This window comes from Leisingera sp. ANG-S5 (genome assembly GCF_000813925.1).
GTDB lineage: Bacteria > Pseudomonadota > Alphaproteobacteria > Rhodobacterales > Rhodobacteraceae > Leisingera.
Map to the genome: position 1 here is coordinate 15,497 of NZ_JWLH01000004.1, position 16,242 is coordinate 31,738.

General features: G+C 58.4%; 10 protein-coding genes. 1 reads left to right on the plus strand and 9 read right to left on the minus strand.

Going from position 1 to position 16,242, the window contains the following annotated elements:
* Positions 1-33: 33 nt before the first annotated feature.
* The 5 genes from RA25_RS07875 to RA25_RS07900 form a co-directional block, all read right to left on the minus strand.
* Positions 34-1,326, minus strand: a complete 1,293-nt coding sequence (locus tag RA25_RS07875; protein ID WP_039171327.1) for an O-acetylhomoserine aminocarboxypropyltransferase/cysteine synthase family protein — start codon at positions 1,324-1,326, stop codon at positions 34-36.
* A gap of 737 nt (positions 1,327-2,063) precedes the next feature.
* Positions 2,064-2,972 carry a glycoside hydrolase family 26 protein gene (locus RA25_RS07885; RefSeq protein ID WP_039171331.1) on the minus strand — a complete coding sequence of 303 codons (909 nt, stop codon included), beginning with the start codon at positions 2,970-2,972 and terminating at the stop codon, positions 2,064-2,066.
* Positions 2,973-2,975: 3 nt separating this feature from the next.
* Positions 2,976-4,793, minus strand: coding sequence for a glycosyltransferase (locus RA25_RS07890; RefSeq protein WP_241477383.1), 1,818 nt, complete (start codon positions 4,791-4,793; stop codon positions 2,976-2,978).
* A complete protein-coding gene (gene galE, locus RA25_RS07895; protein ID WP_039171337.1) occupies positions 4,780-5,799 on the minus strand; it encodes a UDP-glucose 4-epimerase GalE in 1,020 nt (339 codons plus the stop codon). The genes RA25_RS07890 and galE overlap by 14 nt, the downstream gene beginning before the upstream one ends.
* Positions 5,799-6,833, minus strand: a complete 1,035-nt coding sequence (locus RA25_RS07900) for a UDP-glucuronic acid decarboxylase family protein (protein ID WP_152610551.1) — start codon at positions 6,831-6,833, stop codon at positions 5,799-5,801. The genes galE and RA25_RS07900 overlap by 1 nt, the downstream gene beginning before the upstream one ends.
* 788 nt (positions 6,834-7,621) lie before the next feature.
* Between RA25_RS07900 and RA25_RS22640 the strand changes: the two genes are divergently transcribed.
* Entirely contained in the window at positions 7,622-7,870 is a 249-nt protein-coding gene (locus tag RA25_RS22640; protein ID WP_152610550.1) for a hypothetical protein, read from the plus strand.
* Positions 7,871-8,266: 396 nt separating this feature from the next.
* Here the strand turns inward: RA25_RS22640 and RA25_RS07905 are convergent, their stop codons facing one another.
* From RA25_RS07905 to RA25_RS07920, 4 genes are all read right to left on the minus strand, one after another.
* Positions 8,267-8,719, minus strand: a complete 453-nt coding sequence (locus RA25_RS07905) for a response regulator (RefSeq protein WP_019294679.1) — start codon at positions 8,717-8,719, stop codon at positions 8,267-8,269.
* A complete protein-coding gene (locus RA25_RS22105; RefSeq protein WP_052254199.1) occupies positions 8,709-10,991 on the minus strand; it encodes a sensor histidine kinase in 2,283 nt (760 codons plus the stop codon). Before RA25_RS22105 ends, RA25_RS07905 begins: the two co-directional genes overlap by 11 nt.
* A 410-nt stretch (positions 10,992-11,401) precedes the next feature.
* A complete protein-coding gene (locus RA25_RS07915; RefSeq protein ID WP_082023050.1) occupies positions 11,402-12,787 on the minus strand; it encodes a methyltransferase domain-containing protein in 1,386 nt (461 codons plus the stop codon).
* Positions 12,788-12,936: 149 nt separating this feature from the next.
* Positions 12,937-16,236 (minus strand): glycosyltransferase family 4 protein, encoded by a 3,300-nt coding sequence (locus RA25_RS07920; protein WP_052254201.1) that lies wholly within the window; start codon positions 16,234-16,236, stop codon positions 12,937-12,939.
* Positions 16,237-16,242: the final 6 nt, after the last annotated feature.

Sequence of the window (16,242 nt, forward strand, 5' to 3'; positions counted from 1 at the left end):
CGCCCGGCCTTCCTGTTACTGATAGGGCGAACCTTAGCCGCAGGCCTTGGCCAGTGCCTGGTCCAGATCGCGGATCAGGTCGCCGGCATCCTCAATCCCAATCGACACCCGCACCACATTGGGGCTGGCGCCTGCCGCCTCCTGCTGTTCCGGCGTCAGCTGGCGGTGCGTGGTGGATGCGGAGTGGATGATCAGCGAGCGGGTATCGCCGAGGTTGGCCACGTGGCTGAATATCTCCAGCGAATCCACCAGCTTAATGCAGGCCTCATAACCGCCCTTGACCGCAAAGGTGAATAGGCCGCCGGTGCCCTTGGGATAGCAGGCTTGCGCACGCTCGTAATAGGGGGAGGACGGCAGGCCGGCATAGGTCACGTAATCAATCCGGTCGTCGTTCTCGAGCCATTCCGCAACCGTGCGGGCGTTCTCGCAGTGGCGCTGCATCCGCAGGGACAGGGTCTCAATCCCCATCAGGGTATAATGCGCCGCCTGCGGGTTCATCGTCATGCCGAGATCACGCAGACCGATCGCAATACCGTGGAAGGTATAAGCCAGCGGCCCGAAGGTCTCGTGGAACTTGAGGCCATGGTAGGCCGGTTCCGGCTCGGACAGAGACGGGAACTTGTCATTGCCGGACCAGTCGAACTTGCCGCTGTCGATCACGCAGCCGCCGGTCACGGTGCCGTTGCCGGTCAGGTACTTGGTTGTCGAATGCACGACCAGCGTGGCCCCTTGGGCAATCGGGTTGCACAGGTAAGGCGTGGCAGAGGTGTTGTCGACGATCAGTGGGATGCCGGCGCCATTGGTGATGTCGGCCAGCGAGCGGATGTCGGTCACATAGCCGCCGGGGTTGGCAATGGATTCGCAGAACACCGCGCGGGTGTTTTCGTCGATTGCCGCCTTCACCGCGTCCAGATCGTCGGTGTCGACGAATTTCGCAGACCAGCCGAAGCGTTTGATGGTCTGGCTGAACTGGGTGACGGTGCCGCCATAAAGCCGGGTCGAGGCCACCACGTTGCAGCCCGGCCCCATCAGCGGGAACAGTGCCATGATCTGTGCCGCGTGGCCGGAGGAGCAGCAGACCGCGCCGACGCCGCCTTCCAGCGTTGCCAGGCGTTCCTGCAGCACCGCAACGGTCGGGTTGGTCAGGCGGGAGTAGATAAAACCGACTTCCTGCAGGTTGAACAGCGCGGCGGCGTGTTCGGCATCGCGGAAGACGTAGGCCGTGCTTTGATAAATCGGCGTCTGCCGCGCGCCGGTGGCAGGGTCCGGCTTGGCGCCGGCATGGATTTGCAAGGTGTCAAAACCATAGGACGGGGCGTCGGTCATCAGTATGTCTCCCTGAAAGGTCTTCTGTCGCGCGCACCACAGCATGGCTGCGCGCAGAAGGCAATCGCGTGAATGCCGCAGAGGAAGGCTTCTGCAATGCCGCACAAATGGGCCTCCGGCAAATGCCGGACGCTGCAATTCCAGGAGAACTGCTGGATATTCAATTCAGGCGCAGCCAGCCCTGCGGTTCAGGCTGCGCTCCGGATTTGGATCGTTTGGAAGGAGAGGGCCGGACCTACTTGCGGTAGCAGCGGGACTTTTGCCCAAAGCCGCTGGGGGAGCAGACGTATGTCCCCTTGGCCAACACAGTTTCTCCAGCTAGGGATTTGCTGTCCTGCGCACTGGCGCTGCCCAGGCTGAACAGACAGGCCAGAAGCGCGCCGCCTGCAATCTTGATTGAATAAGAAAAAACCGGCACAAGCCGGAGCATCGCACGTACTGCGTACATAAACTGCACCTCGTCCTCATAGGCCCCAGGCAGCTCATTTATGCCTAAACGGCATGCGGCAGCCAAACAGCCAATTCACGCGCTGCACGATCTGCACAGCACGTTTTTCTTAGGCGCAATTCTATTTTTTTTCAACGCAGCTGTGCGGAAACCCGCTCAAAAGGCCTGACCCTGTACGGCCTTGCACAGGTGGAAAGGCTCTGAAATCAAATGGTTCGTTGCCTTGCCTGCCGATGCTGGCCGGGCGTTGCTTGAACTGTGGAGGGACAGCACCAAGCCGGAAAACGGGTCAGTTTCCTGCGGTCTCGACTCGGATACGGTGTTCCACCCGCCAATCCGGAAGACCGAACCCATTGGGCCAGGGGTAGACTTCCTGCTGGTTGAAATAGACGATGCCGGTGAGGGCGGGGTAGGCGCTCTTGTCTTGCCGGACGGTCTGTTCCCAGCGGGCAACGTATGCTTCATCGCCGGAATAGCCTAGTTCGGCCACCATGACGGGCTTGCCGTACTCCTTCACCCGCTCGTAGCGGGGGGCGAAGATTTCATCAAAGCTCATCTCGCCGCCTTTGTAGATCTGCTCCCAAGGCTGCAAGCCGAAAACGGAAAGCCCAATGATATCCACGTAGTCGTCGCCGGGATAATACTTATTCAGGTTTTCATATCCCAGCGGTGACCACATCACACGAATTTCCGGTGCTTTGTCGCGGCAGACGTCTATCATCCGTTTGAATGCATAAACATAGGTTTCCGGCTGCCACTGCGCCCAGATGAACTGGCCGCTGTTGTCGTCCATCTCCTGCGCCCAGCGGACGGTAACCTTGCTCTCAAACCGGTTCAGCACTTCGCAGATAGCGGCCATATTGCCGTCGTAGGTACCGTCCCGGATGCCGCGGATCAACCGCGCTGGCGTGTTGCGGGCATCGCGCGTCCAGGTCCAGGGTTCAATCGTGACCAAGACCTCGCGGTTGCGTTCCTTGGCGTATTTGTCAGCCTCGGTCAGCGACTCCAGAAACAAGTCCTCCCACGGCAGGAAGAGATGTTCGACCTGAACATTCTGTTCATCTGAAAAGTCGCCATTCGGATCATAGACGCCGAAAGGCAGCTCACCGGGAGGTGGCGGGAAGGAAGGAAGGGCGGTTCCGAAAAGGGCCGCTGATACAGCGACGGTGACTAGGATATGCCGGCTAGAACGGGACATTGTCTACTCCATCTTCTGCTGGAACAGGGCATTCCCCGGCCATTCCAGGTTTATTTGGTAGGTCACAGTACCCGGCGGGCCGAGACCCGCGCCGGACACAATGTATTTGGGGGTGTAGGGAGAGAACACACCGCTGCCGTGAGACAGTGCATAGAGGCTGTGCGCGCCCTGGCTGCCGAGCGCTGCAGCAATGACTGCGGCAAGCGCCATGCAGGCCGTCGCCTGAAAGGCCGAGGCAAGCGGCCATCTGAAGGGCGACAGCCTGTTTTCCCGCAAGTGCTGGACAGCGATTACCGTGAATAGCACGGTATAAACGGTGGCGTTAATCAGGCTCAGCACCACGAATCCCGCGGCCTGTTGCAGGTCCTGCACAAACAGCGGCGGCAGGGCTGCCCCCAATGCCAGCAACAGGTAAGGCAGAAGGACTCGCAAGGGCACCGGCGGCGCCTCTCCGCCGCCTTTTGGCGTTACACGGAAGTCGACAAACCCGCCCCTCAGCCTGTCCGCAATGGCCATTCCGCAGCCAAGCAGAACCCAGGGCCACTGCGCACAGGGAAACAATGCGCGCTCCCAACTGAGAACCTTGGCGTCATACGGTCTGAGAGTATCGCGCGCGCGCATGAGGTAGACGAACAAGATCACCGCAACGGTTGAAGGAAGCGCGTGCAAAACGAAACCAAGGAAGGTCACCCCGGCAAACCGGATATCCAGCAGCAGGGCTGCAATCGGAAACAGGTACATCAGCGCCATGAACAGGGCAAAAAGCGGGTACCACAGCTGGCACAGCAGGAACTGGAACCGCAGCCGCGGCGGCAGCCCCTTCAGATAGCGCGGGGTGTAGCTCAGCAGCAGCGTTGTCAGGCTGCGCGACCATTGGAATTCCTGAGTTGCTAGATCAGCCATGCAGGCCGGGCCGGCGCCATGCGCGATGGCATCTGCTGCATGGGTGCCGCGCCAGCCTGCGGAGTTCATGAGCATCGTGGTGGAATGGTCCTCAGCAAGTTCGGGCCCCAAGCCGCCTGCTTGCTTCAGGGCGCGGGTGCGCACTGCGTAATGCGAGCCGATGCACATAGGTGCCCAGCCGGCGCTATAGCCTAGCTGGATGCCGCCATGAAACGGTGCCTCGGCAAAAAGCCGCATCCGTGCTGCCCAGCTTCTGTCCGCATTGCTGCAGCAAATGGAGGGGGCGCTGACATAGCCGGTGGCCGGGTCGTCAAACCCCTGCAGAATGGCTTCAAGATACCCGGGCTGCGGCACATGGTCGGCATCAAGCTGGGATACGATATCATAGGCTTCATAGCCGTATTGGTCATAGAAATAGGCCAGGTTGCCTTCCTTGCAGCGGGTTCTGCGCGGCCATTCCTTGCGGTGGTACTCAGAAAGGCCCTTGCGGGTTGAGATCCTGACACCATGCGCCGCACACCAGGCGCGGGTTGCGTCATCAGGATCCTCATCAGCCAGCCAAGTATCGTGCGGCGGCGTTTGCGCCAGCATGGCCGTTAGGGTCTCCTTCAGAACGGACAAAGGCTCGGCTGGGGTTTTGGTGGTTATCATGGCCACCCGCATCGGTCCTTGCAGCGACGGCCGCAGGCGGCGGCGGGTGCCATTCAGGAAAAACAGCATGAAATAGGCAAGCAGGAAGTAGAGCCAGAAAATTGCTGCTGAAACAATGATATATCGCCCGGTGCCTATATTGTGCCCGGGCTGCAGCCACCAGTGCCAGAAATAGCCGGCAGCCAAAATCCACAGACCAAACACAGCAGCAACTGCCCAGTCAAAGCCGGGCTTGGGGGAGGGCGATGCCCGGTTATTCCGCTGCATGGCGCCCATGGCGATCCTCTCTTGCGGCGGCCAATCCGAAGGATGGCGCCGCATCCCTGATGATCTGGTCCAGCTTGGAGCGTTCGGTGCGGAAGCCCAGCGTCTGCTGTGCCAGGCGCACGTCCGCGGTCAGCGAGGAAGGATCTCCGGCGCGGCGCGGTGCCAGGTCATGCGGCACCGTTTTGCCGGTGACGCTGCGGATTGTCTCCAGCACTTCAAAGATCGTATGCCCGGTGCCGCTGCCCAGATTCAGAGCGGTGCTGGCACCGCCTTCTGCCAGATAGTCCGCTGCCAGCACATGGCCGCGCGCCAAGTCGCTGACATGGATGTAGTCCCTCTCGCAACTGCCGTCGCGGGTGGGGTAATCCGTGCCGAAGACTTGCAGCGGTCCGCGCCGGCCGGAAGCCGCCTGCAGCGCCAGCGGCAGCAGATGGGTTTCGGGATCGTGACGCTCGCTCAGATCGCCCTCCGGGTCGGCTCCGGCTGCATTGAAATAGCGTAGCGCCGCAAACCGCAACTCATGCGCGGCAGAGCAATCACGCAGCATTTCCTCGCACATCAGCTTGCTGCGGCCATAGGGGTTGATCGGTGCCTGCGGCGTATCCTCACGTATAGGGCCGCCTTCGGGGCTGCCATAGGTCGCACAGCTGGAAGAGAACACGATTTTGTCCACTCCTGTATCCAGGCACGCAGTGATCAGGGAGATCATCCCTCCGGCATTGTTGTCGTAGTAAAAGGCCGGGCGCGCCATAGACTCTCCGACATAGGCCGAAGCGGCAAAGTGCATGACTGCCTTGATGCCGTGATTTTTGATGGCGTCCTTCAGTGCTGCAGCGTTGCGCACATCTGCATGCACCAGCGGACCCCATTTGACCGCATCTGCATGTCCGGTGGTCAAGTTATCGACCGTGACCGGCAGGTAGCCCGCCTGGTGCAAAGCTTTGCAAGCGTGGCTGCCAATGAACCCGGCGCCGCCGGTCACAAGTATGGCGAACCGGCGGGGCATCAGCGGACCGCCGCGGACATCTGGTCCGGCTCAGCCATCTCAGCCTGGAAATGGCGGATGGTCCTGCGCAACCCGTCTTCAAGCCGCACTTTCGGGCGCCAGCCCAATTTGGTTCTGGCCGCGCTGATGTCGGGCTTGCGCTGCTGCGGATCGTCCTGAGGCAATTCGCGGAAAACCACTTGCGATCCGGTTCCGGTCAGCCTGCAGACTTTTTTGGCCAGTTCCAGCACCGTAAACTCACCAGGGTTGCCGAGATTGACGGGTGCCGGGCTGGGATCATTGAGTTCCATCAGCGCTTCAATTGCATCAAGCAGGTCATCTGCATAACAGAAGGAGCGCGTCTGAGCACCGCTGCCGTAAACAGTGAGATCCTCGCCCCGAAGCGCCTGATTAATGAAGTTGGACACCACGCGGCCATCCTGCGGGTCCATGAAAGGGCCGTAGGTGTTGAAGATGCGGGCAATCGAGATTTGCACGCCGTAGCGATGGTGATAGTCGTAAAACAGCGTCTCGGCAGCGCGCTTGCCCTCGTCGTAGCAGGCACGCGGCCCGAAGGTATTGACGCAGCCCCGGTATCCTTCCGGCTGCGGGCTGATTTCAGGGTCGCCATAAACCTCGGAGGTGGACGCCTGGAACACCTTGGCCCCCTTTTCACGAGCAAGTTCAAGCGCGTTCATTGCACCCATCACGCTGGTTTTGAAGGTGTGGATGGGATCAAGCTGGTATTTCGGCGGAGAGGCCGGACACGCCAGGTTGAAGATCTGATGCACCGGACCTTTGAGCTGGTAAGGCGCCACGACGTCATGTTCAACAAAGCGGAACCGGCGGTGTGACATCAACGGTGTGATGTTGCGCATTCGCCCGGTCTGCAGGTTGTCCAGACAAACCACTTGATGGCCCTGTTCCAGTTTGCGGGCGCACAGCTGAGACCCCAGGAATCCAGCGCCCCCGGTTACCAGAACCGTCTTGCGCATCGGCACCAACGGTTCAGCCTTGGCGTGAATTACACGCTTGTTATCATTTCGCAGCGTCATGTACCCAACCCCCATCCGGTACAGCACCACAATATAATTGTCGGGACACGTGTCCCCTGAAAAACCGCCGTGCGCGACGGCGTTTCTTGCTTCAGCTGGCTATTATTTAATGTTATTAACCAGCGCCCCCGGACAAACTAAATTGCGTTGCATCTTTCAATACACTGCCGGCCTCGCAGAAAGACGATAGCTGCAAGACGCCCGCCATCAAGCACCGGGTGCGCCTATAGTACTTAATCGTGCGGCATTACCACTTTTGGTCAGGGATCGTTCCAGCGTTTTTACCCATCAAAGGAAGCTGCGAAACTGATCCTCAGCTTTTGGTGGAGTGAACCGCGGAATGTTATGCCGCGATGTCTGCCGGTGGTGCCAAGAGAGTTGAACTGCGTTCTCTTTGCCAGTTTGTTCTGCAACGCGAGTAATTGAGGCATGGCATATCAGGCGCAGAACGCGTTTTGAATTTCAGCATTGGCAATCCCGAAAGTGTCCTTGTTTGCCCTCATCTGCTTACTCTAAGAAGCGTTCCGGCCGCCCCTGGAAGGGCTGCTTCCTCTCTCCTGTCTCGCCGCTCTTGCCAAAGGTTCGATCCCGGATTTTTCCTGAAAAGAGAAGCCTTGATTTGACTTGCCGGAAAAGCACACCAACTGAACTGGAAAGAATATTCAAGCGATCTGTTTCCCCTTGCAGAACGTTTATAAATCAAATGCACCCGAGCGGATGAAGTGAATTGTGCTGAAATGCAGAAATGGTGGAAATCTAATTATTCCTGGAGACAAAAGGGGTCGAAGATGAAGTTGGTAAGTGTTTTTGCATTCGCTTTGGCGAGTTCCATTCTGGCCGGATGCGAAGAGTTTGAAGGTGAACAGGCGCCTGAAGTTACGCCGCCGGAATACTATCCGTGCCGCGAATTGCCTCAGGCCATAGCTCAGGCTGACGCAGTTGTCCGCAATCCGGATAGGCTAAGCGCGAATGAGCAAAACTATTGGTTCGATCGCAAAGACCGCTTGGTCAAACGTGCTTGGGAATGCAAGTCTTAACCTTCCGCCAGCGCGGTGAACACCGCCTTTGGGCACCAGAATTGGCTACCCAGCGGAAGTGTCTGAAAACCAGCGCCAGCAGTGAACCTGCTGGCGCCATGTGTTGAACCAGTTGCAATAGCGACATTCCGTGCCGGCCGGCTTCCGGAGCTTGCTCCGCTGAACCGGCGGGTTCGCAGCGGGGCTGCCGCTTGTGCAAAGAGCGGAGGGCAGGGGCCAATGTGCCGCTACCACAAACTCTGTCTGTCTGCATGGCTGTTGCGGTGCAAGAGGCAGGCGCTGTTTGGATGTCCTCGGGCGGTATCCATGCCAGAGCCGGGTGTGGTGACACCCCGCAAAACCGGCAGTGGACTTGGGCTGCGGTAAAGGCCTGTGGAGGCAAGGCACGTCATGCGGCTAGTGCGGAGTCGGCAGCTGCACTGTAATCCAATAGTCTCCCAGCAGATTGAGCAGGTTTGAGAAATCGTGGCCGGCAGTTTCCTTGATGATGTAGCCTGCCACGTTCTGCTGATAGGCGCGGTCTACATCGCGGGGTTCGCGTGAGGTCGTCAGCATAAAGCAAATCATGTGGCGCAGGGCCTGCCTGGACCGTATCGCCTCAACCAGTTCATGCCCGTTCATCCGCGGCATGTTGATGTCGATAAGCATGATTACGGGGCCGTTGACAGATACCTCCGGATGCCGTTGCTCAAGAATTTCCAGGGCTTCCTCACCGTCGTGTGCGCGGGTGATCTGGTTCGAAAGCCGCGCCTTGGCAAAGGCCCGCCGTACGGCCATTGCTTCAAAGTCGTCGTCCTCCACTAGAAGAATGTTGACCGGCTGCATCTGTTCCGGCGGATTAAGCTGCATTTTGTTCTCCGCTTTCTGGTTTCCTGGGCCATGTGAAAATGAATTGGGTTCCGCCGTTATCACCATCGGATACGATGCGAATGTCATGTCCCAGCACATGCAAATGCTTGCGCACGAGGGATAGTCCCATGCCGCTGCCTTCGACCTTGTCCCGTGGGGCCAGTGTCTTGAATAAGCCAAAGACGGTTTCATGATGGCGTTCGGGGATCCCTGGACCGTTGTCGGTCACGGTGAACTCCAGGAGGTCCCCTTTGTCCGCGAGACTGACATGAACCTCTCCATGCTCCTTGTCGTTATGCTTGATCGCATTGGTGATCAGATTGAGCAGAACGATTTGCAGCGGGAAGCGGGAAAAAACTGATTGCTTGAAGCTGTCGTCGAATGTGAATGAAAAATCATCGGGCGGCGCTGCCAGAAGCTCCAGATCTTCGGCAAAACTGCTGCCGTCAACCATGTCTTCCGCCGGAGCATGAGTTTCGTTGCCGATCCGGGAATGTTCTAGCAGGTCATCAAGCAGGCGCGACATGCGCCCGATCCTGGACTTCATGAAGGAGATGTGTTCGCGGGTTCCTTCCGTCAGCTTGTCCGCCAGGTCCTCCTCCAGCCAGGCCGCGGCGTGGGAAATCGCCCTCAAAGGTGCCTTCAGGTCATGGGAAGCCACATAGGCAAACTCCACCAGATCTTTGTTCGACCTGTTCAACTGTTCAATCAAATGTTCCGCTTGGAGCAGCATTTTCCGGCGTTCGGTGATGTCACGTACTACCAGCGCAAAACTTGGGGAGGCCTGCTCCGGAATAGGGGACAGGGTCAGCTCCAGCCAAGTGCGGCCGCCCTCCTGGACCGGGCCTTCGCATTCATGCATCCGGCCCAGAACCGGGCAGTCCTTCTCGTGCGGGTAGTCCGATAGGCCATGCTGAAAGCGCTCCCATTCGCCCGGTGCCAGAAACTGCGCAAAGTCATTACCTGCGGCATCAGCTTCGGACACTTGGAACATGATTTGCATGGCCGAATTAATGCGCAGAATCTTGCCTTGGCGGTCGAGAATGGCAAGCCCGTCTCCAACCCCATTGAACAGCATCAGCGCACTGGATTCCTGTTGCCGAAGCTTGGTGATCAGCTTTTCAAAGCTTCGGGCAAGATCGCCGACCTCGTCTTGTAGATGGGTTGGAAGATCAGGCAACCGCCCCTGATTGGATGCCCTGATAATTTCAGAGCTCATTTCAACCATTGGCGTCATTTCCCTTTCGACCCGTTTCCTGGAGAAACGGGCGGACCAGCCAACAAAAACCAGGCCCAGGGCGATAAGGGCAAGTGTGCTGTCCGGCAGGAAACGGGCAAAGAAATCCTGCTGCTTGATCAGGGTGAAGCTGACGGCATGACCGGAGTTGCTGAGGCTGTCGAGCCGCGTCGTTACAAACAATCTTCCGCCGCTGGTTGTCCGTACCGGCGCGTCTGCGGCTGAGGTCGCCGCCTGCCAGACACTGTCCGGCAGGCCGGCGCTGCCAGCCAGGGAAAAGACGCCTTCCTGATCACCTGCGTCCCAAGCGTAACTGCCGCCCTTTGTGTTATGCAGCACAAAATCTGCCTTGAGCGGCAGATTTCTGAAGGTGTTCCTGTTATGCTTCAGCACGTTCACGTTGATAATGATAAAGCCGAACATCTCTCCGCTGTCGCGGAAGGCGGGCACAAGGACCCGGTACATCACCGTCCTAGGTTCCGCGATGCGGCCGTTTTCGCGATTGTAGGAGGCTGTTCCTGTCAGCGCCGAACGCGGATTCAATGACAGGGCGTCCTGGAAATAGGATTCCCCAGCCTTTTCCTGCAGCCCGTCCTCTGGAACGCGCAGCACTTCGCTGCCCTGTCTGTTGAGGCGCAGGATTTCCCGGCCATTGTCATCAATGCCAACCAGGCGGATTTGCTCATAGGCAGGGCGGAGTTCAAAAAAGGCGCTGAAAATTTTGGCCAGCCGGGCAAGCGCCTCCTCCCGCTTTTCACTGCTAGCCGGGTCACCGCCGCCGTTCCTGGTCAACTGAGCGACCGCCGGCATGCTGGCGAGAATGACTGCATCCGAAACCACTTGGCCGTTGGCATCTTCGGTGGCGCGCGCGATCAGCGCAGCGGTATCCATGACCTCGTCGAGGGTTCTTTGCCGTTCCAGGTATCTGGAGGTCAGGCCGCTTGCGAGGGTAAGCAGAACAACGGCCGTGATCGAAATCGCAGCGGAAAGACCGGCGACCCGGCCTCTGAGCGAGGAAGCGGAACTTTTGAACATCTGCGGCCCTCAAGGCGATTGCATTCGCTGTGATTGCGATAGCAGGCGGCTGTTCTACGCAGAGTGGGGCTGGAAAGTGAATGAAAGGATAACGTTTTGTTATCCTTCGTGAAATCTCCATTAAAACAGCATTCGCCTGCTTCTGCCCCCGTCAGGGCATAGGCAGCCAACGCTGCCTCACGTGCGGCCCGAAGGACCTGCCCGGTGGAGCAGCGCCGATGGTCAGTTGAGGGCCAGAACTGACAAAAGCAGCCAAACACTCCGGTCTCGCTGAGAACACTTAACGCCGTGTCCAATCAGTCCGGATGGCTCAGTTCATCGCCCAAACGATCCCGCAGCGGAAAACGTGCAGGTTAATCCGAAAACTTGGACAATTCCTTTTAGTGACCGGTCCAATGTTCAAGCAACTATCAACCGGTAGGAGGCTTGGGGGCCGCAACGCAGAAGACGAGATTTGTTGTCAACTCGCGTTCTTCGATATCGGGGATCGTCTTGCGGATTCTGCCGAGGACTTCTGGCGTCAGACGCGACAAGGTGGAGGGCGAAGACGGGATTTTTTGCCAGGTTTCGATGTCGAAGTATTTTTCGGTGACTGATCGGATTTCGTCAAGGCGAACCCGGTTCAAATGAGTTCTTACATAGTCGTCCTCTGGGGCGTTAACGGCAAATTCAATATGGTTCCAATCGTAAAGCCGCAGATGCTCAGGATTGTCGGTATCCAGCTGCTCCGGCCACGCCGGGTTTCCGTGATGCCCGTTCCAGCAATAGTAGTTGTGGTGGGTATAAATGAGCTTCGCATCTTTTTTGCAGAGCGTGGCGAGCTCTTTGAACACCTGCTCGAGCTGGATCAGGTGTTCCGTTACATTGTGCAGCGAAATAGCGTGAAACGTGCTGTCAATGTGCAGGTCTTCCAACTTGCCCTGGATAAGATTGATCGCGGGAAGCGAAGCGCTGATTTCCCGCGGTGTCACCCCCAGGTTTGCAACGCTTCGGGTGCGTTTGTTCCGCGCCTTTGTGCTGTCAAGCTGCATCACAGGATCCAGGCCTGTGTAGGATTTGGCACCGGCAATCAAAAAACCCATGCCATAGCCGCCGAAACCGCAGCCGACATCGAGAACCGCCCCGCCGCGGATATGGGGCTGGATGCGCTTGGGCCAGGTGATGTAATCGAGTTCCACCGATGCGCTGATCAGATGCGGGTCATAGTTTCTCAAGGCTGCCTGCAGATCACCGGCATGCTTGAAATAGGCGATTGCTGCTGCTGTTGTGTCGTCGTTCCAGCGGTTTCCAGGATCCAATTCGGCCAGCGTCGCAGCGGCGGCAAGCAGTTTGCTGTCTGGTCCGTCCTGCCGCGCTTTGAGATAGCCGGAGTTCAGTGTTTCCAGTGCTTGGGCGGCTGCCTTTGTGTTCAGTGCATCGTCAATCTGGGAACGTGTGCTCAAAGCACCAAAGTTTTTTGGGTCCTGCTCAAGAGCTTCGTCCGCCAGTTCTGACGCCAGCTCCAATTCACCACGGATTAAGGCGACCCGGGCCTTCAGCGCTAGTGCGCCAGGGTGCCGGGGGCGGAATTCCAAGAACGCATTCAAGTGAGTTTCAGCCGCAGCTGTGTCCCCGGCTTCCAGTTCGAGGCGGGCCAGATGAAAAGAGGCCACGCTTTTGGGTTTCTGAGCGGCAAGCGGCACCAGTATACGGCGGGCTTCCTCCCACTCCTGGCGCTGCATGGCCCCGATCGCCCGCGGCAGATCCGCTTGCGAGCCGTTTGCAGGTTGTGCGGGGTGAATAGTTCCTGATTGCATTGGCAGTCAGCCTCCTTAGCGTTGAAACCAGCCGGCTATACGGTGAGGGCCGCGCAGGGCCGGGTCTCACTGTGAGCCCTCAAAGTGCATATTGTGCAGACACTTGCTTGATCCTAGCTCAAGCAAGTGTCTGATAGATGTCTCTGCATTCAGCGGGTTTTGCTTCCCATCGCCTTCAGAACCCTGCCTGCGCGCCGCATCAAGGACTCGTTTCTGGCAGGAGGGCGCGTGCCTGTACGGGCGTGTTGAGTGCCGCCCTTGGCAGGAACAAGGACGCTGGGAGCTGCACTGTCCAATTCAATCTGGCCGTTGCGGACCAGGTCACCCGTTTCCAGGATCCGCAGCGAAAGGGGGCCTTTGCTGCTATTTAGAAACGCGGGCAGCACCGGAATGCGGAAGGCGTGCCGCTCCAGTCCCGGCGTGCGGCGGCCCAAGTTAGGATCATGATAGCCTGCTGGACCTGCAAATACGGGTACTGAGCCTTGCAAGACCACAATGTGAAGCGTTTCTTCCGGACTGTTCTTGTCCCAAGCCCAGCCTTGCAGCCATTCGTTTTCCTGCCAGCGCCCATCGGCTGGAAGGGTCAGGAATGAACGCACATCCCGCGGATCGCTGGCGGTCTTTTCGTTCCAAACAAGCGGAGATTTCTCTGCAAGCAGCAGTTCGCTGCGGGTCTGCATCGCCAGGCGTTCCAGCTCGGGCCGGTCCGTTTCCTGGGCAAGCCGCAACAGCTCGGTTACGGTTTGCGCTGAGGTATTGCCGGAAACCGGAGCAACCGCAGCTGGCTGAGGCTGTTGTTGCGGCGCGTCCTGCGGGCGGGCAGGGAGATGCTTTGCCGCTTCTTCCAGATGCGGGAGCGAGGCAGCTAGGGCCTTGTTTTCAAGTGCAGCCGTTGCGGAAGCACCCTCGGTCTGCAGACTGAATACCTTTTGCAGTGTCTCTTTAGTCAGGACAGGCTTCCGCGAGGAAAGCGCATAGGTGTTGCTGGCAAGTTTGCTAACACGAAGAAACTGATTTCCCGTCCTCGTTTCGCCGTCGAACAGGCACCAGTTAAGAGCGTAGGCCGTACCGGTTTCCCAGCTTTCGGGGATCCTGTAGCAGTGCAGTGTGAGGTGATCCTTCCCGTCCGGGCTCAGATGTTCTTCCACCAGTTCAATCGGCTGATCAGCGTCACGCGCCACGAGGCGGCGGTTGCCAGCACCCCGTGCAAACAGCCAAAGCGTGTTGGTCTCTTCATCAAGCCCAGCCACCAGCTTCCGTTTCAGCGCATCCCGGATTTCTTCCCGGTTCCAGTCAGCCGGTGTCAGCCACAGCGGGCTCTCCGCGGGGCGTCCTCCATCGCGAAGGGAATTGCTGCCGACGGACCGGTTGCTGCCGTTGACCATATGCAGAGCGCTCAGCAGAAATTTCCGCTGGGCCAACCCTGACTCATCAAGCAGTGGTTTGGATTTGAGGTAGGCATACACAGTATCGTCTGCCATCGCCTGCGCTTCTTCCAGCGCCTGCGGCCAATCAAGCAGCTCTTCGGGGCAGACCAAAAGATCGTCATTGAACTGCACAGCAGCTCGGGTGACAAACTCGTGCAGGATCCCCCGTTGAACGTCGTAGGGCTCGAATTGACCGACCTTGTCATAGGTGGTGCGCAGCATGGCGAAAACCTCTGGCCCGTAGGCGCGCGGGGACAGCAGCTGCGAGGCCACATCGCTGCCTGCTGGCAGTCCCCGGAGATCTCCTGCGGCACTGAAGAAGCTGGTGAACAGGCTGGCCGGCCGGTGTTCCAGCGCCGTGCGGGCAGCAGTTAGAAAGCCCGGAGCCGGCCTCACAGAGGCTCCATGCGCGATTACGATGGCATCTGCCCCAGGCAGGTTCGCCAGCGCATGCAGCGTGCTGCCAGCTGCCTGACCGATACAGGAAACCTCGATTACGTCGATTCCGGCATCCTGCAGGGTAGTCTTCGCCTTGGCAACGGCACTTTGCAGTTTCGCGTCGTTGTAGGCGAGGGCCACGCTGTCAGGGCGTTCACTCAGCAAGGCTTGTGTCAGGGCTTCCACGTCATCGCCGTTGCGCAACAGCACAGCATAACGGATCGTGTCGACGGGCTGGCCGGGCGCGTCAATTTCAGCTGTAATGGCTGAAATAGCTTGCCGTGCGCCGAGCTGTTCGATCTGTTCACCGAGATAGGCGTGGAAGCCATACCAGACCTGCAGGTTCTCATCATTGGAGAACCCCGGTCTTGCGATACGCTGGCCGTGTTCCAACACCTGTTCCAACCGGTCCGCGAGCGCTGTGGAAATAGGCTCAACCAAGCAACTGGCGTGGTCCTTGTGGTCAATCAGTTCAGCGGTGCCGCCAACATCGGTCGCAATGAATGGAATGTTGCATTCCAGCGTTTCATAGACTGCCATAGTGGAGTTTTCGATCAGCGACGGCATCACTGCGATCATATCGCGCGAACACATGTGGCTGAGCGCTTCAGGCTGGTTCTTATCGGTGATGTAGGAAACCGGGAAATCCCAATCCCGCGCCTTTTCCTCGATATAATCCTGCACCTTCATGCCGCCCTGAGTGGCCAGGGCGCCACCCCATTTCCCCATGAACGTCACGCTGGACGGAGAGATCTGGCGCTCGCGCAGAATATCGAGCGCGTTGCACATCAGTTCGACACCTTTGCGGCCTTCCAAGCGGCCAAAAAAGATCAGTTCACGTGATTTTACAACGTCACCCGGCTGGCGCGGCGGGCGCTGATCGGTGACTGGCACCTTGGAAAAATCCACGATGTTGGGCTGCACGAAAACATTGGCATCCGGTATCCGGTAGCCGATTTGCTCCATGAAGGTGATCAGATGGGCGGAGCCCCCAATGACTGCGTCGGCCAGTTCTACACACTTTTGTTCCGCGTAGGCGGCAAGAACCAGATCGCGCCGCTCAATCGGCTGCATCTGGTAGTGGCGGTTCCAGATGTGCGGCGAAGAGGTTTTTACCAGGAAAAGCGTATCCTGAAAGGCAAGGCCCAGGCGCTTGGCCATCAGCGCATAGAACATGCCCCCGCGCCATTCCGATGTATGAACCACATCAAACCGTTCCTGATCTCTCAGCCATTGGTAGGCAGCGGCGTACCGGGGCTGCCAGTTCGGAGCACTGCTCCAGGCTGAATCGCTTGGAATATCGAGGTAGTGCAGAGTGACCCCGAAAGCGGCGAAATGCTCTACCCAGTGTTCAGGTGTTTCATCCTGAACCACGGGTCCTTTCAGGAACAGAACATGCACCTCATGTCCATGCGCAGCCAGCCCCTTGGACAGGTGGTAATAGGTAGAGGCAATACCGCCATTACGGACCGGTCCGATGATTTCTTCGGTAACAATGCAAACGCGGAGCTTGTGGTTCGAACTGCTCAGGCCGAGTGACGAAATCGCAGGGAAGCTCTTGGTCTTAAATTTGTCGATCTGCATGAAATC

Bases quoted from the DNA above. Each gene is read 5' to 3' on its own strand.
- RA25_RS07915 (WP_082023050.1), bottom strand. From the start codon at position 12,787: ATGCAATCAGGAACTATTCACCCCGCACAACCTGCAAACGGCTCGCAA.
- RA25_RS07905 (WP_019294679.1), bottom strand. From the start codon at position 8,719: ATGCAGCTTAATCCGCCGGAACAGATGCAGCCGGTCAACATTCTTCTA.
- RA25_RS07920 (WP_052254201.1), bottom strand. From the start codon at position 16,236: ATGCAGATCGACAAATTTAAGACCAAGAGCTTCCCTGCGATTTCGTCA.
- RA25_RS07900 (WP_152610551.1), bottom strand. From the start codon at position 6,833: ATGACGCTGCGAAATGATAACAAGCGTGTAATTCACGCCAAGGCTGAA.
- RA25_RS07875 (WP_039171327.1), bottom strand. From the start codon at position 1,326: ATGACCGACGCCCCGTCCTATGGTTTTGACACCTTGCAAATCCATGCC.
- RA25_RS07890 (WP_241477383.1), bottom strand. From the start codon at position 4,793: ATGCAGCGGAATAACCGGGCATCGCCCTCCCCCAAGCCCGGCTTTGAC.
- RA25_RS22640 (WP_152610550.1), top strand. From the start codon at position 7,622: ATGAAGTTGGTAAGTGTTTTTGCATTCGCTTTGGCGAGTTCCATTCTG.
- RA25_RS07885 (WP_039171331.1), bottom strand. From the start codon at position 2,972: ATGTCCCGTTCTAGCCGGCATATCCTAGTCACCGTCGCTGTATCAGCG.
- galE (WP_039171337.1), bottom strand. From the start codon at position 5,799: ATGCCCCGCCGGTTCGCCATACTTGTGACCGGCGGCGCCGGGTTCATT.
- RA25_RS22105 (WP_052254199.1), bottom strand. From the start codon at position 10,991: ATGTTCAAAAGTTCCGCTTCCTCGCTCAGAGGCCGGGTCGCCGGTCTT.